We start from the raw sequence: 21,624 nt of genomic DNA, 5'->3' as shown, positions 1-21,624 counted from the left end.
CAAAATTTGAAAGCAATTCACAACGGAGAAAGCCTCAAAGGTTTAGGAGCGGAAGTTGTTATCAATCGCAAAGATACAAAAAAAATATTTTATAAGTAACAAAGCATAAAAAAGGTTGCCCAGACTTCTGAGCAACCTCTTTCTATATTCTATTAGATGATTAACTTCCTAAGGTATACCAATGTACGCCTATCAAATATTGAAACTCCGCTGAAAACGACAGCCGTACGGCAACTACCAGCAGAAAAGCCAACACGGATAAACCTATCTTTTGGTACGTCTTGCTCACAGTAGCAATGCACATTCCCAATAGGAAAGCCACCGCAGTGCCAGCAATATAACCGAGTGCCAAGCTCGTATGCGCATCTTGCAGGCTGCCAGCGATGAGCATTAGCACTGCAAAAGGACTCACCACACGCAAGAAACTACCCCACTTCTGTTGAGGTCTCTCTCTTACAAAAAGATAACTGATAATCACCATCCCTGTTAAGTATAGGGGTAGGGTTACCAAATGATCTCCATAGGCTATTGAACTTATAAACAAGTAAAGTGCAATAGCTGAGATAAGTTCTAAAAAGATTTGTACTGACTTTTTCATAATTAAATATTTTAGAATTTTGCGACAAAGTTATAAGATATTCTCTTCTCTGTCAAGTAAGTTAACAAAGTTTAAGATTGTTTTAACTTTTAATTGTAGACTTTGTATTGTTTTTAACAAATGTTGTTATTAATCACAAAAGTACAAAATTTGAAAGCAATTTACAAAATGTATAAGTAAATAATCTGAACAATAACGCTAAGTAAAGCGAGCGAATCCTCTCCCTTTTATGATTTTTATTTGTTTTTTTAGATGATAATTCTTACCTTTGTACCCTAATTTAATATTAAAAATTATGGGTATTATCGCAACACTTATTATTGGAGCCATCGCTGGATGGTTAGGAGGAACTATCTACAAAGGTAGTGGATTAGGTCTTATAGGCAATATCATTATTGGTATTCTTGGAAGTATCGTGGGATATTGGCTTTTAGGAGATGTGTTTCACGTCTCACTTGGAGGAGGATGGATTGGTGCTATCTTGACAGGAGCTATTGGAGCTATTGTTATTTTATTCTTGATAAATTTGATATTTAAAAAGAAGTAATAAGGAAGAGCACATATTAAAAATGAAAAACCCCCGAAAATATTAGATATTTTCGGGGGTTTTTAGTACTTCTTTTTTAGAATTACCTTTTTGCGTTAGCAGTCCAGGTCTTTCCATCTGTAGTATACAGAATGTTCAATGAAGATGCGTTGATTCTAATTACTTTTAAACCATCTTGCAAATCAACATTTACTAAAATGTTATCTCCTTCTTTTTTGAAGCTAACACCTTTAAGGTCAGGAATACCGTCTGAAAAACGGAAATAATAGTCATTTCCTGTTTTAACAACTGTTACGGCTCCGTTATCAACAGATTTTTTTTCATCTCCATTTGAATAAGAGATTTTACCTTTGTAGGTTCCTACAAAAAGGTCATTGTCTGCTGGGTCATCATTCTTGCTACAAGATATAGAAGAAAAAGCTACTAGTGATAAACAAATCACTGATACTAAAGCAATAATTTTTTTCATACTTGATTCAATTTAAAAAATTAATATTAAAGTTTGTTGCAATAATTATGCCATTGGAATGCTTTATGCAATTTTTAATAGTTGTTATCAATGGGAAAACTACAAAATTTGAAAGGGATTCGTGATAAAGATGTATTGGTTTGTTTGAGCAAGTTGGTTGTTGGTGGAGGAGTTCGGAGGCGCAAGCTACAAGAAAAGCGCCAACGAAAGGGATTATTGAACGAGGAAACAAAAAAACCTCCCCCTTAGCACATACTCCGCTCTCGCGGACTTCCTCCAAAGGGGGAAAGTAGTGACGAAAAGGAGAGTGTGTGTCACAAAAAGTAATGCATCGGAGCTTTCGGAAGGAAACGGAAGAAATCATAAAAAGACTGGGAGGTTTTTTGATGAAAAAATGCTATGAGGAGGGTGGGGGTAGCTTATAGAGAGCTTATAGGAAGCTTATACGAATCTTGGACGATTGGTATAGAAAGAGTATATAAGTAGTTGAATCATAATGTAATACAACAGTGCTAAAAATGTTAAAAATGGGGTTTCGAGGCGAAAGAAAGAGAATCCTCACCCCGTCCCTCTCCCAAGGAGAGGGGGAATGTGGAGACGGAAAAAGAGAAAAAATGACGAATGACGAGAGACGAATGACGAAGAAAATGTGATGAAAATCTCTTGCGGTGCACATACCCAGTTGTCGCTGGCTACCTCAATGAGAGGGAATGTGGCGAGTTATTTATTTGGTAAGCCCCCGAACCCCCGAAGGGGGACAAGCTGGAAAAGGAGACAAACCACCCCTTTATCACACACTCCGCTCTCGTGGGGTACATACCCAGCTGTCGCTGGCTACCTTCAAAGGGGGAATGTAGTGACGGAAAAAGCAAAAAAATGACGAGTGACGAGTGACGAATGACGAAGGGGCGAGTGACGTGAAAGAGGGAATATAGCGAGAGAAAACAGATGAGTGAAGGGGGGAATGATAGAGTTTTCTTTTATGTATCTTGTATATATTATAAAATTCATTATTTTTGCGGTTGTAATTTAATTGTTTTTTCAAGATGAATAAAATGAAATGTTTATTTTTAATAGGCGTACTTTCGGTAATGAATGTTTGTGCGCAAGATTTTAAAGTAAAGAAGGGTGAACTTCTATCAGATGGGACTCCTGTTGCTAAGATTGAGAAAAAGGACGGTAAATATCAATTTAGTGACCTTTCGAATCATTTGTTGTACAGGGTGGTTCTCACGGCTGAAACGGCACAAGGTAATTTGGCTCCTCACCGTTGGATAGAGTTTTCTAATGCTAATGGGGTAATTCGGGAAGTGGCAATTCCGGATAAATTGAAATTTACTTTTTCGGGTGAGAAGTACCTGCTTGACTGTGTGTTTAAATCGGGGACGGGAATGCTCACAGAAAAGGGTATTGACCCTGCGGTGGTAACGGCTTTTTTTGAGAGTACTCATCGTCCGTTCTCAGAGAAATGGGACGCTGTGTTTGAACAAGAGCGGAATACTATTCAAACGGAAGATAACTTGGCTATGGCTGATAAAATTTCGGTACAGGGAGAAGCGATTCTTAAAAACGGCAAGCAAATAGGCATTATTGTGCGCAAAGTGCAAAACGGAGACGGAGGTATTGTTATCACTGATTTTACGGTAACAGATATCAAAGGTCACGTAGTGGCTACTGCGCATCATCATTCGTATAAAAACGAAGATTATTTCGTTATAAAAACCTACGACCAAAAAGAGTTTCCGGTATTTGTTCCTCTTACCAAAATAGGAGTGGCTGATAAAAGAATTGTGAATAGGCTTTATGCCAATGGCTATCCGTTTGGCGATATGACTGAGGCTTTTAGTCAATATTTAGAAGGTAGAAAGAATGCTATCGACCAGCAAAATAAAGAAATGTTGGAAGAAGCGAAAAAGCAAACGGTAAATATTTATGATGCTCCGGGTTATGTGATAGATGCTAAAGGGGATAAGAAAGAGGGGCTTATTACGATTGAATTCCAGTCGGTAGGAGCGATACTTAACAAAGAGCAGAATGTATCAGACCTTACTTCATATGGGACAACGATGAAACTCAAAAAGGAAGGTGAGAAAGACGCTTATTTTAAAGCGAAGGACGGTGTGAAATTCTGCATAGATGAGCGTTGTTTTATAGGTTCAAAAAGTACAGAAGACGGCTTCTTTGCTCACGGAGGTTCACAGTTAAACGTACTTTCGGGGGCTGCTCAGTTCTTTGAAATTCTGTATGATAACAACGACAATTACGTGTTGGCACACAGCAGATATCCTGAGGATTACTATTTAAAGATTAAGGGAGCTGACAAAGCGGTATATTTGGGAGATAAAGCAACTTTTGGTTCGAAGAGTGCAGATAAAATACAAAAAATATTGGCTAAATATATCAACTGTCCTTCGTTAGATGTTACTAAATACAACACCAAAACGAAAGAAGGAATGATACAGTTGGTAGATGATTATACAAAGACTTGTAAATAGGATGTTTTTGGGCAAAAAGTAAAATGTTTTGTAATATTTTAGGGTATAAGTATTGCCGATAACTAAAAAAATAGTATCTTTGCCCTTGTAAATATTATCAGAATAAGCAATAAAAAGGAATACCAATATGGAAATTCAAGGACGAATTATAAAGATTAGCCCTACACAAACCGTAGGACAAAACGGCTTTCAACGCCGTGATGTGGTGATTTCTACTGAGGAACAATACCCCCAGTATATCCCTTTTGACTTTGTACAAGAAAAATGTGTACTTCTCGACAACTTTCAGGTAGGGCAATTGGTACGCATCAGTTTCAATATTCGCGGTCGTGAATGGGTAAACCCGCAAGGTGAAACTAAATATATTGTGAACTTACAAGGATGGCGTATTGAAAATGCTGAGGTGGCACAAGGAGCCTATCCCCCTCCGCAAGGGCAATATCCACCACAGGGGCAACCTGCTTATCCGCCACAAGGATATGCACAACCACAGTATCAGCAAGCGCCTCCGCAATATCAGCAAGCCCCACCACAATACCAACAAACGCCCCCTCAGTATCCGCCACAAGCCCCTCAACAGGCTTTTAGTGCACCAGACCCCGCACAGGGAGCTTCTGCCCCTACTGAGGAAGACGATTTGCCATTCTAAAGAATGATATACTTAACGAACGATAAAACATCTTTTCCTTCCCCCGATACGGCTTCGGAGGAAGGAATTGTTGCTTTAGGAGGGAACCTTACCCCTGAACGACTTATTGAGGCGTATTCGGAGGGTATTTTTCCGTGGTATAACGAAGGAGAGCCGGTAGTTTGGTGGTGTCCTGACCCGCGTTTTGTACTCTTTCGGGAGAAATTGCATATCAGCAAGCATATGCGTAAGATGCTACGCGAAGCACCTTATTGCGTTACTTATAACCGTTGTTTTACTGAGGTGATGCGACAGTGTGCTACTGTTCCGCGTAAAGACCAAGACGGCACGTGGATTCACCCTGAACTGATAGAAGCCTATACAGGCTTGCATAAAAGAGGGATAGCGCACTCGGTAGAGGTGTGGGAAGGAGATGTGCTCATAGGAGGTCTATACGGGCTAAAAATGGGCAAAATCTTTTGTGGGGAGAGTATGTTTAGCAAGCGTAATAATGCGTCAGAATACGGCTTTATCACCTACCTGCAAGCACACCCCGATATAGCATTGGTAGATTGCCAAATATACAGCGAGTATTTAGAGCGTTTGGGAGCAGAGGAAATACCTCGCAAAGAGTTTTTAGTGCTTTTAGGTAAGGCATATGAAGAAAGAGAAAATGAAAAGATAATAACTTAAACTGTATGAATATGAAACCTTTTACATTATTACTATTTACGTTGGCTCTTATGAGCTGGGGTTGTTCAAAGAAAGAGGAGGTTAACGAGAAACCTTGGAAATTGGTATGGGAAGATAATTTCGACAGAAATGATATTTTCTCGACAGGAGTGTGGACAAAAATGAACCGTTGGGGAGACAACTGTTGCAACACAATGAGCAATGACCCGAGTTTGTTTGAGATAAAGAACGGGAAGATGATTCTCTTAGGGGTAACTAATAAAAATTTAAAAAAAGACCCTTCGCCTTACCTCACAGCAGGAGTTTGGACGAAAGGGAAGAAGTTTTTCCAAAAAGGAAAGATAGAAGTGCGCTGTAAGCTAGAGGGAACACAAGGAGCGTGGCCTGCTATATGGTTGGTTACTAAAGACACTAAATGGCCTGAAGACGGAGGGGAGATAGATCTTATAGAACGCTTAAATTACGATCCTTTTGTGTATCACACTGTGCATTCGCCGTTTACATATAAAAAGAAAGCAGGACCTAAAAACTCTATTTCTTTCCCTATTAATCCAGATGACTACAACACTTACGCAGTGGATTTTGAAGGAGATGTGATACGGTTTTACGTAAACGGACTGCCTTCATTTGTTTATTCGCGTATGCCTGGTAAGGAGAATGAAAAGCAATTCCCGTTTGATTTGCCTTTTTATTTGATTATTGATATGCAACTGGGAGGTGAATGGGTAGGCGAAGTAAAGCCGTTTGATAAACCCGTAAGAATGTATATTGATTGGGTGCGGTTTTATCAGAGGTAAACGAGGTATAAAAATGATTGTTATAATTACTGGAGCTTCACACACAGGTAAGACTTTTTTAGCTCAAAAGCTATTAGAAAAATATAAATACCCATATCTATCAATAGATCACTTAAAAATGGGATTAATTCGCAGTGGTTATACTAAACTTACCTTAGAAAATGATAAAGCACTTACAGATTATATGTGGCCTATTATTCGTGAAATGATTAAAACAGCCATAGAAAACAAACAAAATCTTATCATTGAAGGAGCATATATTCCTTTTGACTGGGAAAAAGATTTTACAAAAAAATATCTCGAGGATATTAAATGTTATTGTCTTGTAATGAGTGAAAACTATATTAAAACCCACTTTAAGGATATAAAGAAATATGCAAAAGTCATAGAAAAGCGTTTAGATGATGATTGGTGTACAATGGAAAGTGTTTTAGATGATAATGCACAGTTTTTAGCTCTTGCAAAGAAACACAACACTAATTTTATACTGATTGATGATAAATATAAGGTAAATATCGAGCTATGATGAACTATAAAATTTTTGTTTTGGAGAGACTTAGAGAGGCAGAGAAACGGTATAGTTATTTGCTAATGGTGCGACGGGCGACTAACAACAAGTAGCTGAGGGCGCCTACTCCTATGCATATTGCCATTGCAAATACCATTGGGCGCTCAGAGGTGATGGCGAAAAGCGAGAGCACTGCTCCTACTACTGAACCGATACCAAAACGCAACATTCCTGTGAGGGAATTGGCGGTACCTGCTACTTCGGGGTACATATCCAAAATGGCAGCATTGGCGCTGCTGGACACTACCGATACCAAACCTACAAACATTGAAACGCCTGCTACGGTAGCCCATAATCCCAAATGGAAAATACCGCATATCACCAGCCACGCTCCTGCAATGAGTTGGATAGTTAGCCCCAACCGCAAGGATTTTTCTACGCCTATTTTGGTGACGAATTTGCCATTGAGCGAGGTTGCCGTCATCATTACAATTACATTGAGAAGGAAGAAATACCCAAAGTGTTGAGGGGCTACCCCAAAGAGTTTGGTGTACACGATAGAGCCCGTGGTAATAAAGCAAAACATCCCTGAATAGGAAAGCGAATTGCAGAAAATATACCCCAATACCTTTTTATTGCTGAGGAGCTTTCCATAAATGCGCAAGGTGTTACCTATTTTCAAAGGAACACGCTTGAACTTAGGAAGGGTTTCTGGGATTTTATAACTCACTAAGAGCGCCGCCAAGAGTCCTAAAACCATCAGCACGTAGAAGATGATATGCCAATGAAACCAGTCGGTGAGGTGACCGCCCAGTACGGGGGCGATGAGCGGGGCTATCATTGTGACAATCATAATCATCGACATTTGGCGGGCGAACTCATTTTTAGCGAAAAGGTCGCGCAAGAGGGCACCCGTAACTACCGCCGGCGATGCTCCAAAAAAGCCTTGTACAAAGCGCAGTATATAAAAGTGATGGATATGGTGGATTTGCGTAATCACTAACGACACCAATGCTGAGGTGATAATCCCGATGAGAATGATAGGTTTGCGCCCATAACTATCGGAAAGAGGTCCCCAGAAGAGTTGCCCAAAAGCAAAACCAAGAGTAAAGAGCGCTAAGGTTTGAGAAATCATCTCTTCGGATACGTTCAAATCGTTAGCAATCTTCACAAAAGCTGGGAGGTACATATCGATAGCCAGCGGGGTGAGCATCGATAGGAGTCCCATAATGAGGATAAACAGTAGGTCGGGTTTTGAGTCTTTGAGTTCTTCGGGTTCTAACACTATTTTTTAGGGTCTTTAATACGTTCTATTTCCTTTATAATTTCTTGGTAGTGTAGATGGTTAATAGATGAAGCAGGTTCTTTGGCAAGAGCTTGTTTGGCGAAAGCCTCAATCATATCCAAGTGCTGCAAGGCAAAGAGGCGCACATCGGATACTTGCTGTATGCTCGCAGCTTTGCTGTTTTTAGCGTCGGCAGGCGCATTGATGAGCCTATCGATTTGAGAGAGGTACAAGCGTTCGATACCACGGCGATAAGTGTTTTGGCGTGCATCGGGGTTGTTGAGGGGTTTCCATACCGCTTTGAATACATCTTGCAGATATTCGTTTAACGGATAAGGATTTTTGGAGGTGAGCGATTGGTTATAAAGGTTGTAGAGGGTTTGCTCTCCTAAAAGTACACTCAAGGTAAGGTTTTGCATACTGATGATGTTCTTATCGGGGGTTGCTCCTGTTTTTTCTACTATTTCCTGAGGATATAACCACAAAGGCGCTTCAAAAAGTTCTTTATCTAAATAGCTAATAGCTTCTTTTACTTTTTCTTTGGGCACTTCTTTATAAACTTCTTTCTCACCGATGATGCCCACATATCTATTGCCAATGTGCTTGAGCACGTGTTTCAAATAGCGGAAATACTGCATATAGGCAGCGGTTTGCATTTCGTCGAGATGCTCGTACTTGTCGTTAGGTTGTTTAGTCCATTCGGGGAGGTGTTGCACGATATAGCGGAGATTTTTCAATCCGTAGGTATTGGCTTTCATCACGTTGTCCGAAAGGTCTTCAGTTTGTGCACGAGGGTCTTCATCTTTGCCTTCCCCTCCGAACCACAATTGCGGATTGGCTTTGAGTTTTTCGGTAACCATTTCGGCAAGAGACTCTTGTTCAGCATACTCATCTTTGTATTTGTTGCCGTAATAGCGATATCCCCATTCGATTGCCCATTTGTCGTAGATGCCTATGCGTGGATAAAGTCCTTTGCTGCTGATGTTGTCTTCGGGCTGTGCCACATAGTTAAAACGCGCATAGTCCATAATAGAAGCGGTATGTCCGTTGGCTTCTACCCATTTTTTGTCGCGGAGTTTTTCGACAGGCGTTTGACTGCTGGCGCCCATATTGTGGCGCAAACCTAAGCAGTGCCCTATTTCGTGAGAGGATACAAAGCGTACGAGGTCGCCCATTAGTTCCTCGTTGAACTCCATAGTACGAGCGCGTTTATCGACAGCGCCTGCCTGAATCATATACCACTGATTGAGGAGTTTCATCACGTTGTGATACCAGCCCACGTGACATTCTATAATTTCACCACTGCGAGGGTCGGCGATGTTAGGACCGTAGGCGTTACTTTTTTCGGAAGGGAGGTAGCGAATTACGTTGAAGCGGGCATCTTCTAAGCTCATTGAAGGGTCGTTAGGCCAAGGTTTTGCGACAATAGCCTCTTTGAATCCTGCTTGTTCGAAAGCAACATTCCAATCGTTTACGCCCAAAATGAGGTATTTTTGCCATTGTTTAGGCGTAGCAGGGTCGATATAGAACACGATTTGCTTTTTGGGGCGTACTAACTGACCGCTGAGGTATTTTTTGACGTCTTCTTTGCGAGGTTCTAAGCGGAAACGGTGTATGTAATATTCAGTTTCGGTGCGTTGTTGCTGGTCGCTGAACTTGATGTATCGGGTAGCGAAAAAGCCCACACGAGGGTCGAAGAGGCGTTTTTGCATAGGTGTTTTGGGCAGGAGCACCATAGAGATATTCAGTTCTAAGGTAATAGCCCCTACTTTGTTTGCCGACGGAATGGTACTGGGTGAAGCGTTGAACGTTTTGAGAGTATTGACCTCTACGTTGATAGGATAAGGACGTATATCGTCTACAAAAGAACGATCGGTAGCGATAGCGCCTATTTTCATTTGGGTTTTTGTATTCGATGAAAAAGAGGTAACACTGTTGTCTTGCTTGAAGAAATCGGTGATGTCGATGAGCTGTGCTTTGGTTTTGGGGTTGCGCCCGATAACGGTGAACGATGCCACTACAGGATTGGCGCTCGAATTGGCGACTGCTACCGAGATATTATCATCAGTGCCGGCTTCTTGCAGATTGAGGAAAGAGCGCAAGAGGAGTGTTTTATCGCCTTTCTGCTCGAAATAGACGGTTTGTTCATTCACTTTTTCGCCTGCATAGAGTCCGAAGTTGTGAGGAGCCGCTTTGAGTCGCGTTACGCATAGCAAATAGCGATTGAGGAGGGAATCGGGGACTTCAAAGTACCATTTCTCTTCAATTTTGCGGATAGTAAAGAGTCCGTTGCACTCAATACCCTTTTTTTTGATGAGTTTAGCGTACTCTTCGGCGCGCTTTTGCTCGGGAGTCTTTTCGGGTTTTTCAGTTGTTTTGGTTTTAGTAGTATCTTTAGTAATGGTATCTTTCACAGCAGGTATTTTCTGCGCGAAAATCATTGTTGTAAATGATAGGAAAAGTATAAGTAAGTGTTTTTTCATTATTAGGTGTCAGGGATTAGACTTGTTAGACACGTCTGATCTGAGAGTATTTGATTTTGGGGTGCAAAAGTAGAAAATAATTAGGAAATTAGCAAATGAGGAAATGAGAGAATTAGGAAATGAGAGAATTAGGAAATGAGAGAATGAGAGAATGAGAGAATGAGAGAATGAGAGAATGAGAGAATGAGAGAATGAGAGAATGAGAGAATGAGAGAATGAGAGAATGAGAGAATGAGAAAATGGGGTACGAGCTACAAGCTTGTACCAAAGGAGATTAACTTTGCCAAAGTTTCAAACTTTGGCAAAGTGTATACCCCTAAAAGTGACACATCTGAGACATCGGAAGATAACGGAGAAGAACGGAAGGAAGTTGAGAAGAGTTTTGATGAAAAAAGGCTGTTAGAAGGGTGGGGTTAGCTTATAGAGAGCTTATAGGAAGCTTATACGAATCTTGGACGATTGGTATAGAAAGGGTGTATAAATAATTGATTAATAGTGTTATATAACAAGGCTAAAAATGTTAAAAACGGGGTTTCGAGGCGAAAGAAAGAGGAAGAGGTGATAGACCTTAGGCCATAGGCACTAGGGGGGAGTATCACGGAAAAGGAGAAGTAATGACGAATGAACGAGAGACGAATGACGAGGAGCGAGTGACGAAAAAGGGAGAATGTGGCGACGAAAAAGGGGAATTAGTTTAGAGAATTAGCAAATGAGAAAATTAGTAAATTAGGGAATTAGAAAATGAGAGAATTGGCAGATGTGAGAATTAGCAAATTAGAAAATTAGTAGATTGGTAAATTTGCTAAATGGAAAATTATTTATACTTTTGCGTCTTGGGAAAAACAAAAGAGAAATCGTATTACTGTATGATTATTGATAAAATAAAAGAGCATATTGCTAAGATAGAAGATTTTAGCGCGAAAACTAAGGAAGAACTCGAACAATTCCGCATTCAGTACCTCGGTAAAAAAGGGGTACTCAACGACTTTTTTACCGCTTTTAAAGAGGTGCCTAAGGAGGAGAAAAAGACTTTTGGGCAGGTAGTGAATGAGCTCAAACAAAAAGTAGAAGCCAAAGTACAAGAATGGCGCGAGCGTTTGGAAGAACACAGTGAAAGCAAAGGTATATACGGCGACTTGAGTCGTCCTGCGACCCCTTCGCCTATCGGGGCGCGCCACCCTATTTCGATAGTTAAAAACGAAATTGTGAATATCTTTGCCAATATAGGTTTTAACGTATCGGACGGACCTGAGATAGAAGACGACTGGCATAACTTTACTGCCCTCAACCTTCCTGAATATCACCCTGCTCGTGATATGCAGGACACGTTTTTTATACAAACTAATCCGGATATTCTCCTACGTACCCATACCAGCTCGGTGCAAATACGCTATATGGAGGGACATCAGCCACCTATACGGACGATTTCGCCGGGTAGAGTATTCCGCAACGAAGCTATTTCGGCACGTTCACATTGTTTGTTCCACCAAGTAGAAGGCTTATATATAGATAAAAACGTATCGTTTGCTGACCTGAAACAAACTTTGTTGTACTTTACTAAGGAGATGTTCGGCAAGTCGCGTATACGTTTGCGTCCGTCGTACTTCCCTTTTACCGAGCCGAGTGCTGAGGTAGACATCTATTGGGGACTCAATAACGAGGTGGATTACCGCATTACCAAAGGTACTGGTTGGTTGGAAATTATGGGTTGTGGTATGACTGACCCTAACGTACTTAAAAACTGTGGTTTTGATAGTGAGGTATACAGTGGTTTTGCCTTCGGTATGGGAGTTGAACGCATTGCGATGCTTTTGTACCAAATAGGGGATATACGTATGTTCTATGAGAACGATATGCGTTTCTTGGAACAGTTTAAAAGTGCGCTCTAAGTGCGGATAAAAGATAAAAGGTAAAAGGTGCGAGCCGCACGGGCGTATAGGAGGTAAAAGATAATAAGGTAAAAGGGGCGAGCCAAAGCCAGTGAGGGCTCACAGCTGGATATGTGGAGGCGGATTAATTAGGAAATGAGGAAATGAGAAAATGAGAAAATGGGGAGGTGTGAGTTCTTAGGGTACAGGGAAACTTTGCCGAAGTGTGGGAAGCAATATACGAATTGCATAATTTGCAAAACGCAAATATTTACATATAAATAAACAATGCTAAACCTTAAAAATATATTCTTTGCTTATGAAGGGCAAGACCCTATACTGCAAGACATTTCTTTTGAGTTGGCGCAAGGAGAGCACCTTTCGCTGATGGGAGAAAGTGGTTGTGGCAAGAGTACCTTGCTGAAAGCTATTTATGGTCTTATTGATGTGCAAGAAGGTACTATACACTTCCACAACGAGCGCGTAAGGGGGCCTTCTTGGCAGTTAGTGCCTGGGTTTAAAACGATGAAATACCTTGCACAGGACTTTGGGTTAGGTCCTTATCATACAGTAGCTGAAAATGTAGGAAAGTTTATCTCTAACCTCGATTTAACCTATAAAAAAGAGCGCGTAATGGAGTTGCTCGCCTTGGTGGGAATGGAACGTTTTGCGCCCCTAAAAGCACTGAACCTCAGCGGTGGTGAGAAACAGCGTGTGGCATTGGCAATGGCATTGGCACAAGAACCTCAATTGTTATTGCTTGACGAACCTTTTAGTCAGGTGGATAATTTTAGAAAGAACGAACTACAACGCACTCTCTTCACCTATTTAAAAGAGCAAAACATTAGCTGTATAGTGGCTACTCACGACGGTAAAGACGCGCTTTCTTACTCCGATAAAACCCTTATAATGCGCGACGGGAAGCTGTTGTTTTTTAACAATACGCTCTCGGTTTATTTCCAAAATACCGATTATTACACGGCTTCTTTGTTTGGAGAAGTGAGTTGGCATAACGGTAAGCTCTTCAAACCCCAACAGATTACCATTACTGCAACCTCTGATTGGGAAGCTACTGTACAATACTGTTATTTTCAAGGAGCACAATACCTTATAGAAGCTACTTCGGTAGAAGGGAAAGTGTATTTCTACAACGATACCCCCATAGAGAAAGGGGAGAAGGTGTGGTTGAGGATATTGTAGGGGGCTGTATTGTCCTTTTCAAAAATATTTGTACCTTTGCGCCATAACAATACTTGCAAAGTATGGAAAAGATTAAAGAATTCTTAAAAAACTCAGGAAAGAAACTAGCTTGGCAATTTGCTTTTGCCATAGTGGCGTGTATTATATTAGTTTGGTGTGTATTGCAACTCTTGCGTATCTATACGGCGCACGGAGAGTACATTACAGTACCTAATTTGAGCAAGAAAACACTTACCGAAGTAGGGGTGATATTAGATAAGCAACAATTGCGTTATGAGGTGTTGGATTCTACTGAATACGACCCTAAATACCCTCCTCTATCGGTAATCAGTCAGACGCCTGAGGCTACCGAGAGAGTAAAGAAGAACCGTAAAATATACCTTAACATCAATCCGTCGGGCTATCATAAAGTAACAGTGCCTAAGGTGATACAAGTAACGCGCCGGAATGCAGTAGCTACCTTGCAATCGGTAGGGCTTGCAATCGGTAGAGTTACTTATGTGAACAATATAGGGAAGGATATGGTATTGGAGATGCAACACGACGGTAAACCTGTACAACCTGGCGATAAGCTTATTAAAACCTCACGTATAGACCTTGTGTGTGGCAACGGCTTAGAGGCTCGGGATACTATCCCTACCGAAATACCTATTGAAGAACTGATGGGGGACTAGTGCGAGCCGCACAGGCAGTCGTAGCACGACGGGCGGTGTGAGCCACACTAGCAAGTGTGAGTCGCACGGGCAAGTGTGAGCCACACTAGCAAGTGTGAGTCGCACGGGCAAGTGTGAGCAATGCAGACTATTATAAATTTAAACTTTGGTAAGAGGCATAGCACGCACGCTATTAGAAACTTTGGCAAAGTTTGTGGCGCAAATGTAAGGTAATGCGTGATATAGACGAGATAGAAGATTTAGACGATTTGGAACCAGACGGAGAGGAAGCTCCTTCTCTTTACGAGCATTACTCCTTTACGGCGGGCAAAGGGCAAGAGCCTTTGCGCGTGGATAAATTCTTGATGAACTTTGTAGAGAACGCTACCCGTAACAAGGTGCAACAAGCAGCCAAGCAGGGTAATATTTTTGTGAATGGCGAGCCTGTAAAGTCTAATCATCGTGTGAAAGCTAACGACGAAGTAAAGGTACTTTTTCCTCACCCTCCTCACGAGGATTTATTGGTACCCGAGAATATTCCTTTAAAGATAGTATACGAAGACGATAGCCTTTTGGTGGTAAATAAACCTGCGGGTATGGTGGTACACCCTGGTCACGGCAACTACAGCGGAACGCTCATCAACGCATTGGTATATCATTTTGAGAACTTGCCTAACAACAGTAGCAATCGTCCTGGGTTGGTACATCGTATCGATAAGGATACTAGTGGACTTTTAGTAGTGGCTAAAACCGAAGAGGCGATGTTACACCTTACTCAACAGTTTTTTAATAAAACTACTCAGCGCGAATATATAGCCCTTGTATGGGGTAATATAGAAGAAGACGAAGGAACGGTGTGTGGTCATATTGGGCGACACTTAAAAGACCGCCTGCAAATGGACGTCTTCCCCGATGGTTCTCACGGTAAAGAGGCAGTAACCCATTACAAGGTGTTAGAGCGTTTTGGTTATGTAACACTCATTTCTTGCAAGTTAGAAACAGGGCGTACACACCAGATAAGAGTACATTTAAAGCACATAGGGCATACCCTTTTCAACGATGAACGTTATGGAGGCGACAAGATTCTGAAAGGAACGACTTTTGCCAAATACAAACAGTTTGTAGAGAATTGCTTTGCGGTATTACCTCGCCAAGCCTTGCACGCTAAAACCTTAGGTTTTGAACACCCCATTACTCACAAGTACCTTAGCTTTGATAGTGAACTTCCTAATGATATGCAACAGTGTATAGAGAAATGGAGGAATTATAAGAAGTCGATGGTAAGTGATTAAGGGAATAATAAGAGAGATTAAAGTATAAAAGACATAAAAATTGAGGATATAATAAACAAACAGCGGTATGAATAAAGCATTCATACCGCTGTTTGTTTTGTTAGTATATAATTGTTACTTGTTACTTAGGCTAAACAGATAACGTACTCCTGCAAAGGCTTGTACGCCTTGTGAAGGATAATACAACCATTTTTTATAGTGCTCACTGGTGAGATTGTTGGCTTTTAAGAATACTTGCCAATGTTTGTTGAAAGTGTAATCGGCGTGGAAATTGATATCAAAATAACCTTCCAAAGAGAGCTTCTCGGGAATAGGATTTGCAACAGTTACGTAATCGAGGTCGTAACGTTTTCCTACATAAAAGAAGTCGAATCCAGCAAATAGATTGGGTAATATTCTAAAATCGGTGAAGAGAGATACTCGTGTGCTGGGCAAGTTCCAAGCGGTTTTATTTTTCTGTACACGGGCGTTATAGTTATTATATCTTCCTTCAAAGGTAAAAGAGAAAACATCTTTTATATTTCCTCCGATAGATGCCAAAAGCTCCATATCGTTTACTTCGTCGTACACTAACTTAAAAGAGTTGTTATATTGATAAGGCAATATTTCGGTAGCGATAGTAGGTGTCTCGGAATTGGTAGTAAACAGAGGCATCTCTTTGTATTGGCGATAGCTTCCTTGTATGCGATAAAGCAAATCGGAAGTTACTTTTCCTTTAAGGGCTACAAAAGCATCGGCTTGCACATTGGTAGGCTTAATTTCTTGCATAGGTGAGAGAAAAGGATTCTCTTTGGTGAGTTTCTCAACTGTGTTTTGTTGCATAATACCGCGTATACCTGCGTGCAAAATAGCATCGGCAGTTAGCGGATAAGAAGCCTCTACATCGGGATAAGCTTTAAACTTGCTTTCATCGGACTGGTTCGCATCTACATACATCAAAGCAACGCCTAATTTTAAGTCCAAATTCTCAATAGACAAATGATAAGAAGGATTTACCCCAAAGAGCGTCCAACGATTGTTAAGCTCGTTTACTGAGTTATTTTGACGAGTAAAACTACCATTGTAATAATCGAGAATTACATTGGTACGAACTTTTTGGTCATCGGTAAGAGGAATTTCGAAGGTGGGTTGTGCTTTTACATTCAATTCTTTACTATCGAAATGGTCGTAGAGCCCACGTACGCTGAAATCAAGTCCTTTAAAGTAAGGATTAGACCATTGGAGGTAACCTCCTACACCATAATCGAAATAGGTTTGGTGTACGTCATCTACTTTTCCAATCAACTGTTGTCTTGTATAAGAAGCGGGACGGATACCATACCAGTTGTGCAAACGGCGACCTATATCGGCAGTGAGCCCCCAAAGTACATCTTGGTTCTGAAAATCATAACGCAACTCAGCCGATGAGAGCGCATAATTGGTATCGGTGTATACCTCGTCCATATCATCATTGGCTGAGATGTGATTCAGTAAGAAAGAAGCGTTACTGTTATCATTTACTGGGAGAGTGATATTGGCATCGGCATAAAAGGTATTGAGCATACCGAAACCCCCACCGAAATAAGAATCTAAATAGTCTTCGCGAACGACTTTTGGTTTCACCGAAGCTGCTTTGCCTTTTTCGGGAACAAAAGTAGAGGCTACCGGTACCGAATAGATGGTATAGTTGATTTGCTTTTTCTTAACGGTAAGCGAATCTTTTACGTTTGCATCTTCACGTTTTTTGTCGGCGTCGGCGATTGTAGGAGCATATGATTTTACCACATCTACCACTTTGGTAGAGAGACTGTCTTTACGGCTTTGAGCAACTGCCATTGTTGAGGCAGAGAACAAAAGCATTGTTAGAATATATGTGATGTGTTTGTTCATTTGTTTAGAAATTAGGGTTTAGGAGGGAGATTCAACTTTGCCAAAGGTGCGAGCCACACAGGCAAAAACTTTGGCAAAGTGTATATTAACCATTAACAATTAATCATTAACCATTATTTTACTGATGAATTACTTTTAGCGGCTTCGGCTTTTACTACTGCGAGTTCTTTTTTGGCTTCGGCTACTATTTCAGGAAACTCTTTAAAGTTTTTAATTACACTTTCTAAGACGTAAGAGGCTTGATAAGCGTCTTTGAGTCCGTAGAAGTTTTTAGCCATTACGATAAGGCTCTTAGCAGCGAACTCTTTGTGTCCGCCATAGTCTTTAGCAATCTTTTGAACTACGTCATTAGAGGCTTTGTAGTTACCGTCTTTATTCTTAAAATAAGCATCGTAATACAAGGCTTCGGCAGCGAGGCTACCCGTAGCGGTTTTCTGTACCTCTTGGTAATATTTGCGAGCTTGGGTTTCATTTCCTGCTTGACTATAAGCACGAGCCAACACTATATAAGCATCGTTCTTGATACGTGTATCGATAGATTTTTCTTCTAATACCTTATTGGCATATTCAATAGCTTTATCGTATAGTTTTTCGTTATAGCACACGCGCATTAGGTTGCTTTGTGCATAAGTTTTGTTCTGTGCGATAGTAGCGGTTCGTTCGAGGTCTTCGAGATAAGGTTTAGCTTTTAGGTAGCTACCTGCTTCAAGAAGGATTTGACACACACGAGTAAGCGATTGCTCGCCGTATTCATTAGAACCGCTTTTGGTTACATTTTCGTAATGCGTAAGCGCTTTAGACTTTTGTCCACTATTGAAATACATTTGTGCTAAGTAAAACTCGGCATTGGTGCGACGCATACCATTAGGGAACTCTTTAAGGTATTTTTCAAAACCTGAAATAGCCTCTTTGGTATTGTTTTGCATATATTGTCGTTCGGCAGCTTCATAAGTAGCTCCTTCGAGTTCGAGGTCGGTTACCTCTACATATCCCAAACCTTTAGCCCACGATGCGTATTCGTTTACATTACCCATATCTACATAAATGAGTTTTGCGGAAGCTACCGCTTGTGAGGCTTCGTTGGTATTAGGATAGTCTTTCGCGATAGTTTGGAAAAGCGTTAAGGCTTTTTGGTTTTCGTTCCTATTATAATACACTAAACCTTCGCGGAGCATTGCACGAGGTACGAGTACATTGCCTTTATACTCTTTAGCGAGTTGCTGATAGTACTGTAATCCCTTTTGAGTATTTCCTTTGGTTACATAAGCATTCCCTAATTCAAACAAAGCATTAGGGCGCAGATTAGAGCTTTTGTAGTTCTTAACGAAACGCTCTAAGTCTTCAATTTTGCTATTGAGGCGGTCTACAAACCCATAACTAATAGCCTTTTGGTAGGCGGCATAATCTTGGTCGGCTGATTTAGCTTCGATAAGTTTGTTATACCCTTCCATTGCAGGCCAGTATTTACCTGTTACGAAGTAAGAATCGGCGAGACGGAGTATAGCGTCGTGCTTCCAACTACTGTTCTTAGGGTTTTGTTTGAGGTACTTCTCGAAATTAGCGATAGCACCTGCATAGTTTTTTTGATTGAAATTAGCATAAGCTAAACCGTAGAAGCCTTTGGCATACTCTTCGGTTTTAGGTGCTGATGAATTATGGAGAAACTGAGTAAAATAGGATTCGGCACCTTTGTAATCTTTCAGCTGATAAGCAGTTTCACCAGCCCAATAGGTAGCGCGAGCGGCAAGCGTAGAATTACCACCGATGGCTTTCTGCAAATATTTTAACGCCTCGTTGTATTGCAATTCATTAAAGAGCTCTAACCCGCGATAGAAGGCTACTTTTTTATAGGTTTCTTTGTCCTTAGGGTCGTTAGACTTTTCGAGCAGACTGATAGCGGCTTGATAGTTACCAGATGAAATATAAGAGTCGACTAAGAGCGACTGTATTTCGTCTTTATGGTCGTTAGGATAAGCCGAAGCATATGCTTGTAGCACATTGGGGACACTCTCGTAAGGGTTACCGATTTCATAACTGAGGCGGGCGTAGTTCAGATGAGCATCTTTTTTAATTTGCTTATCGAAATCCATTTGAGAGGCATTGCGGAAAGCGTTAAGCGCCTCTTGTTTTTGGTTGGTTTTCAAATAGCATTCGGCTAAATGATAATACGCATTTTGAGCGACGCTATCGTTTCCGCCTACGATTTTGTTGAACTGCTCGATAGCTGCTTTATAATCGTTATTTTTGTAATAAGCGTACCCCATATAGTAATAATCGGTATTGGAGAACCTACCTTTTTTACCTTTATAGTTTTGCAAGTAAGGGATTGCTTCTTTGTATTTCTTGAGGTTGAAGTAGCTTTCGCCTATAATCTTATTGAGCTCAGATACTTCTTGAGCATTTTTGGTTTTAGCGAGCTGTTTCTGTCCTTCGGTGATAGCTTCTTGATAAAGAGCTTGTTTGAAGTACATATTGGCTTGGAAGTAAGACACGTTTTTGGTTAGTGAAGCATCTTCTTCTTGTACTTCGCGGAAGTAGCTTTCAGCCTTAGAATAATCGTCTTTATCATAGGCGATATATCCTAAGTAATACTTGGCATTGGCACCGTATTCTTTGGTGTTTTGCACCGACTCGAAATAAGGTTTAGACTCGGCTTGTTTGCCAGTTTGGAAGAGGCAAAAACCTTTTTGGAAGTTGTATTTAGCTTTATCACTACTGCTTATGCTTTGGTCGTCGATAGCTTCGTACCAAGCGAGCGCATCTTCGTAGTTGCCCTGCTGATAATAGATGTTAGCCATTTGCAAATAGGCTTCGGAGCTCAGAGGAGAGTCGGGGTGATTGACGATAAAGTTATTCACCAGCGCATCGGCTCCGTCTTGATTGAGGATAGCGGCAATAGTGGCTACGTAGTATTCACTTTGGGTTTGGATAGCTCTATCGGGATTGGAGGTTTGTTCTTTTCGGAACAAGTTCTGTGCAGGCTGATAGAGCTTGCGATTGTAGAGTTCCACTGCCTTTTGGTATTGGCTTTGTGGATGGGTAATCATTTCAGTTTCTTGTGCCCATAACAGAGGGCTAAACGCCATCAGTGAGAGCACTGAAAAAAGTGTTTTTTTCATAATGTTTTAATTATTAGATGTTAGGATATGAGGAATAGATGGGGCAAAGATAAGAAATAATTATGAAATACGAATAAAAAGGGGAGAAATATTTGTGTGAAGGGGAAGCAGGCCTTAGGCAATAGGAGGGGGAAGCGACAAGCGGGAGAAAAATGAGAAAATGAGAGAATGAGAGAATGAGGAAATGAGGTGCGAGCTTGAGTTAGAGGAATGAGGCTGTGCCTCAGAAATTAAACAAAAATTTAACAAAATCAAGGCTGCGCCTTGTGAAATGGGGAGAGAGGTTCGTCGGAGTTTTCGGAGAATCTTAGAGAAGTTCTGAACTTTCGGAAGATATCGGAGAGATTCGGAAGAGGAGAGGGAGAGGTTTTGGCGAAAAAAGGGTATGAGAAGGGTGGGGGTAGCTTATAGAGAGCTTATAGGAAGCTTATACGAATCTTGGACGATTGGTATAGAAAGGGTGTGTAAAAAATTGATTAATAGCTTAATACAACAATGCTAAAAATGCCAAAAATGGGGTTTCGAGGCGAAAGAAAGAGAATCCTCACCCCGTTCACATACTCTCCTATTCGGAGACTTCTCCCAAGGAGAGGGGGAATGTAGCGACGGAAAGGAGAAGGGATAATTAGAGAATTGGCAAATTAGAAAATTAGGAAATTTGGAGGTTAGCAAATTAACGTGAGTTTGACGTAAGAAAAGTGTAGCTTGCGCTACAGAAATCTTACAAATTTTTAAAAAAATCAAACAAATAGGCTACAAATTGTCTGAAAATCTCACACAGATTACACGGATTGCACGGATAGTCTTTCATTTGACAATTGACAATTGATAATTGACAAATGTGATGGACACGAATTGGCAACTGCGTTGCTGGATTTCACAGATTACAATATAAACACAACTGTAAATCAGTATTGATATATATATAGAACTGACGTTAAATTAGTATGGGTTGTTGGGGAAAAATGGAGAGGCTCGGGAGAAGTTCTCGGAAAGAGAGGGGCTGGAGGTTTAAACTTTGGCAAAGTGTGTGACGCAAAAGTGACTTTTCAGAGGGTTGTTCGATTATAACGATGTAGTTTTGGGCTTTTTGCGAGATGATGTTTGTTAGGAAAATTGG

At 40.9% G+C, this 21,624-nt stretch carries 17 protein-coding genes; 11 read left to right on the top strand and 6 right to left on the bottom strand.

Features of this window, described 5'->3' with window-relative positions:
- Positions 1-160: 160 nt before the first annotated feature.
- Positions 161-598, bottom strand: a complete 438-nt coding sequence (locus tag HMPREF1321_RS00255; RefSeq protein WP_034575323.1) for a hypothetical protein — start codon at positions 596-598, stop codon at positions 161-163.
- A gap of 295 nt (positions 599-893) precedes the next feature.
- Here HMPREF1321_RS00255 and HMPREF1321_RS00250 point away from each other — a divergent pair, with 295 nt between their 5' ends.
- A complete protein-coding gene (locus HMPREF1321_RS00250) occupies positions 894-1,145 on the top strand; it encodes a GlsB/YeaQ/YmgE family stress response membrane protein (protein ID WP_009411577.1) in 252 nt (83 codons plus the stop codon).
- 82 nt (positions 1,146-1,227) lie between these two features.
- On the opposite strand, the gene HMPREF1321_RS00245 is transcribed toward HMPREF1321_RS00250, so the two are convergent.
- Positions 1,228-1,614 (bottom strand): hypothetical protein, encoded by a 387-nt coding sequence (locus HMPREF1321_RS00245; RefSeq protein ID WP_009420824.1) that lies wholly within the window; start codon positions 1,612-1,614, stop codon positions 1,228-1,230.
- Positions 1,615-2,324: 710 nt separating this feature from the next.
- Between HMPREF1321_RS00245 and HMPREF1321_RS00240 the strand changes: the two genes are divergently transcribed.
- From HMPREF1321_RS00240 to HMPREF1321_RS00215, 6 genes are all read left to right on the top strand, one after another.
- The gene (locus tag HMPREF1321_RS00240; RefSeq protein WP_009420811.1) at positions 2,325-2,471 is read left to right on the top strand and encodes a hypothetical protein; all 147 of its coding nucleotides are present in this window, start codon (positions 2,325-2,327) and stop codon (positions 2,469-2,471) included.
- 198 nt (positions 2,472-2,669) lie between these two features.
- Entirely contained in the window at positions 2,670-4,109 is a 1,440-nt protein-coding gene (locus tag HMPREF1321_RS00235; RefSeq protein WP_232205402.1) for a hypothetical protein, read from the top strand.
- 127 nt (positions 4,110-4,236) lie between these two features.
- Positions 4,237-4,758 carry a DUF3127 domain-containing protein gene (locus HMPREF1321_RS00230; protein WP_009411581.1) on the top strand — a complete coding sequence of 174 codons (522 nt, stop codon included), beginning with the start codon at positions 4,237-4,239 and terminating at the stop codon, positions 4,756-4,758.
- Between the two features lie 3 nt (positions 4,759-4,761).
- The gene (gene aat / locus HMPREF1321_RS00225) at positions 4,762-5,430 is read left to right on the top strand and encodes a leucyl/phenylalanyl-tRNA--protein transferase (RefSeq protein ID WP_009420832.1); all 669 of its coding nucleotides are present in this window, start codon (positions 4,762-4,764) and stop codon (positions 5,428-5,430) included.
- 5 nt (positions 5,431-5,435) lie between these two features.
- Positions 5,436-6,227, top strand: a complete 792-nt coding sequence (locus tag HMPREF1321_RS00220; RefSeq protein WP_009420806.1) for a glycoside hydrolase family 16 protein — start codon at positions 5,436-5,438, stop codon at positions 6,225-6,227.
- Positions 6,228-6,240: 13 nt separating this feature from the next.
- Positions 6,241-6,753 carry a zeta toxin family protein gene (locus HMPREF1321_RS00215; RefSeq protein WP_009420830.1) on the top strand — a complete coding sequence of 171 codons (513 nt, stop codon included), beginning with the start codon at positions 6,241-6,243 and terminating at the stop codon, positions 6,751-6,753.
- A gap of 55 nt (positions 6,754-6,808) precedes the next feature.
- Here the strand turns inward: HMPREF1321_RS00215 and HMPREF1321_RS00210 are convergent, their stop codons facing one another.
- Positions 6,809-8,020 carry a Bcr/CflA family multidrug efflux MFS transporter gene (locus HMPREF1321_RS00210; RefSeq protein WP_009420809.1) on the bottom strand — a complete coding sequence of 404 codons (1,212 nt, stop codon included), beginning with the start codon at positions 8,018-8,020 and terminating at the stop codon, positions 6,809-6,811.
- The gene (locus HMPREF1321_RS00205; RefSeq protein WP_034575321.1) at positions 8,020-10,503 is read right to left on the bottom strand and encodes a zinc-dependent metalloprotease; all 2,484 of its coding nucleotides are present in this window, start codon (positions 10,501-10,503) and stop codon (positions 8,020-8,022) included. Before HMPREF1321_RS00205 ends, HMPREF1321_RS00210 begins: the two co-directional genes overlap by 1 nt.
- A gap of 866 nt (positions 10,504-11,369) precedes the next feature.
- Here HMPREF1321_RS00205 and pheS point away from each other — a divergent pair.
- The 4 genes from pheS to HMPREF1321_RS00180 all read left to right on the top strand — a co-directional run bounded on the left by pheS (position 11,370) and on the right by HMPREF1321_RS00180 (position 15,516).
- Positions 11,370-12,392, top strand: coding sequence for a phenylalanine--tRNA ligase subunit alpha (gene pheS, locus HMPREF1321_RS00195; protein ID WP_002673912.1), 1,023 nt, complete (start codon positions 11,370-11,372; stop codon positions 12,390-12,392).
- A gap of 267 nt (positions 12,393-12,659) precedes the next feature.
- A complete protein-coding gene (locus HMPREF1321_RS00190) occupies positions 12,660-13,571 on the top strand; it encodes an ABC transporter ATP-binding protein (RefSeq protein WP_009420822.1) in 912 nt (303 codons plus the stop codon).
- A gap of 62 nt (positions 13,572-13,633) precedes the next feature.
- Positions 13,634-14,245, top strand: coding sequence for a PASTA domain-containing protein (locus HMPREF1321_RS00185; RefSeq protein WP_002673909.1), 612 nt, complete (start codon positions 13,634-13,636; stop codon positions 14,243-14,245).
- 212 nt (positions 14,246-14,457) lie between these two features.
- The gene (locus tag HMPREF1321_RS00180) at positions 14,458-15,516 is read left to right on the top strand and encodes an RluA family pseudouridine synthase (protein ID WP_009420836.1); all 1,059 of its coding nucleotides are present in this window, start codon (positions 14,458-14,460) and stop codon (positions 15,514-15,516) included.
- A gap of 114 nt (positions 15,517-15,630) precedes the next feature.
- Here the strand turns inward: HMPREF1321_RS00180 and HMPREF1321_RS00175 are convergent, their stop codons facing one another.
- Positions 15,631-17,385 (bottom strand): TonB-dependent receptor, encoded by a 1,755-nt coding sequence (locus tag HMPREF1321_RS00175; protein ID WP_009420816.1) that lies wholly within the window; start codon positions 17,383-17,385, stop codon positions 15,631-15,633.
- A gap of 113 nt (positions 17,386-17,498) precedes the next feature.
- Positions 17,499-20,504, bottom strand: a complete 3,006-nt coding sequence (locus HMPREF1321_RS00170; protein WP_009420840.1) for a tetratricopeptide repeat protein — start codon at positions 20,502-20,504, stop codon at positions 17,499-17,501.
- Positions 20,505-21,624: the final 1,120 nt, after the last annotated feature.

The sequence above is a fragment of the Capnocytophaga sp. oral taxon 412 str. F0487 genome, from assembly GCF_000271925.1.
GTDB lineage: Bacteria > Bacteroidota > Bacteroidia > Flavobacteriales > Flavobacteriaceae > Capnocytophaga > Capnocytophaga ochracea.
This window is presented reverse-complemented; position numbering and strand designations above follow the sequence as displayed.

Bases quoted from the DNA above. Each gene is read 5' to 3' on its own strand.
- HMPREF1321_RS00175 (WP_009420816.1), bottom strand. From the start codon at position 17,385: ATGAACAAACACATCACATATATTCTAACAATGCTTTTGTTCTCTGCC.
- aat (WP_009420832.1), top strand. From the start codon at position 4,762: ATGATATACTTAACGAACGATAAAACATCTTTTCCTTCCCCCGATACG.
- HMPREF1321_RS00170 (WP_009420840.1), bottom strand. From the start codon at position 20,504: ATGAAAAAAACACTTTTTTCAGTGCTCTCACTGATGGCGTTTAGCCCT.
- HMPREF1321_RS00250 (WP_009411577.1), top strand. From the start codon at position 894: ATGGGTATTATCGCAACACTTATTATTGGAGCCATCGCTGGATGGTTA.
- HMPREF1321_RS00205 (WP_034575321.1), bottom strand. From the start codon at position 10,503: ATGAAAAAACACTTACTTATACTTTTCCTATCATTTACAACAATGATT.
- HMPREF1321_RS00255 (WP_034575323.1), bottom strand. From the start codon at position 598: ATGAAAAAGTCAGTACAAATCTTTTTAGAACTTATCTCAGCTATTGCA.
- HMPREF1321_RS00215 (WP_009420830.1), top strand. From the start codon at position 6,241: ATGATTGTTATAATTACTGGAGCTTCACACACAGGTAAGACTTTTTTA.
- HMPREF1321_RS00245 (WP_009420824.1), bottom strand. From the start codon at position 1,614: ATGAAAAAAATTATTGCTTTAGTATCAGTGATTTGTTTATCACTAGTA.
- HMPREF1321_RS00220 (WP_009420806.1), top strand. From the start codon at position 5,436: ATGAATATGAAACCTTTTACATTATTACTATTTACGTTGGCTCTTATG.
- HMPREF1321_RS00240 (WP_009420811.1), top strand. From the start codon at position 2,325: ATGTGGCGAGTTATTTATTTGGTAAGCCCCCGAACCCCCGAAGGGGGA.
- HMPREF1321_RS00190 (WP_009420822.1), top strand. From the start codon at position 12,660: ATGCTAAACCTTAAAAATATATTCTTTGCTTATGAAGGGCAAGACCCT.
- HMPREF1321_RS00185 (WP_002673909.1), top strand. From the start codon at position 13,634: ATGGAAAAGATTAAAGAATTCTTAAAAAACTCAGGAAAGAAACTAGCT.
- HMPREF1321_RS00235 (WP_232205402.1), top strand. From the start codon at position 2,670: ATGAAATGTTTATTTTTAATAGGCGTACTTTCGGTAATGAATGTTTGT.
- pheS (WP_002673912.1), top strand. From the start codon at position 11,370: ATGATTATTGATAAAATAAAAGAGCATATTGCTAAGATAGAAGATTTT.
- HMPREF1321_RS00180 (WP_009420836.1), top strand. From the start codon at position 14,458: ATGCGTGATATAGACGAGATAGAAGATTTAGACGATTTGGAACCAGAC.
- HMPREF1321_RS00230 (WP_009411581.1), top strand. From the start codon at position 4,237: ATGGAAATTCAAGGACGAATTATAAAGATTAGCCCTACACAAACCGTA.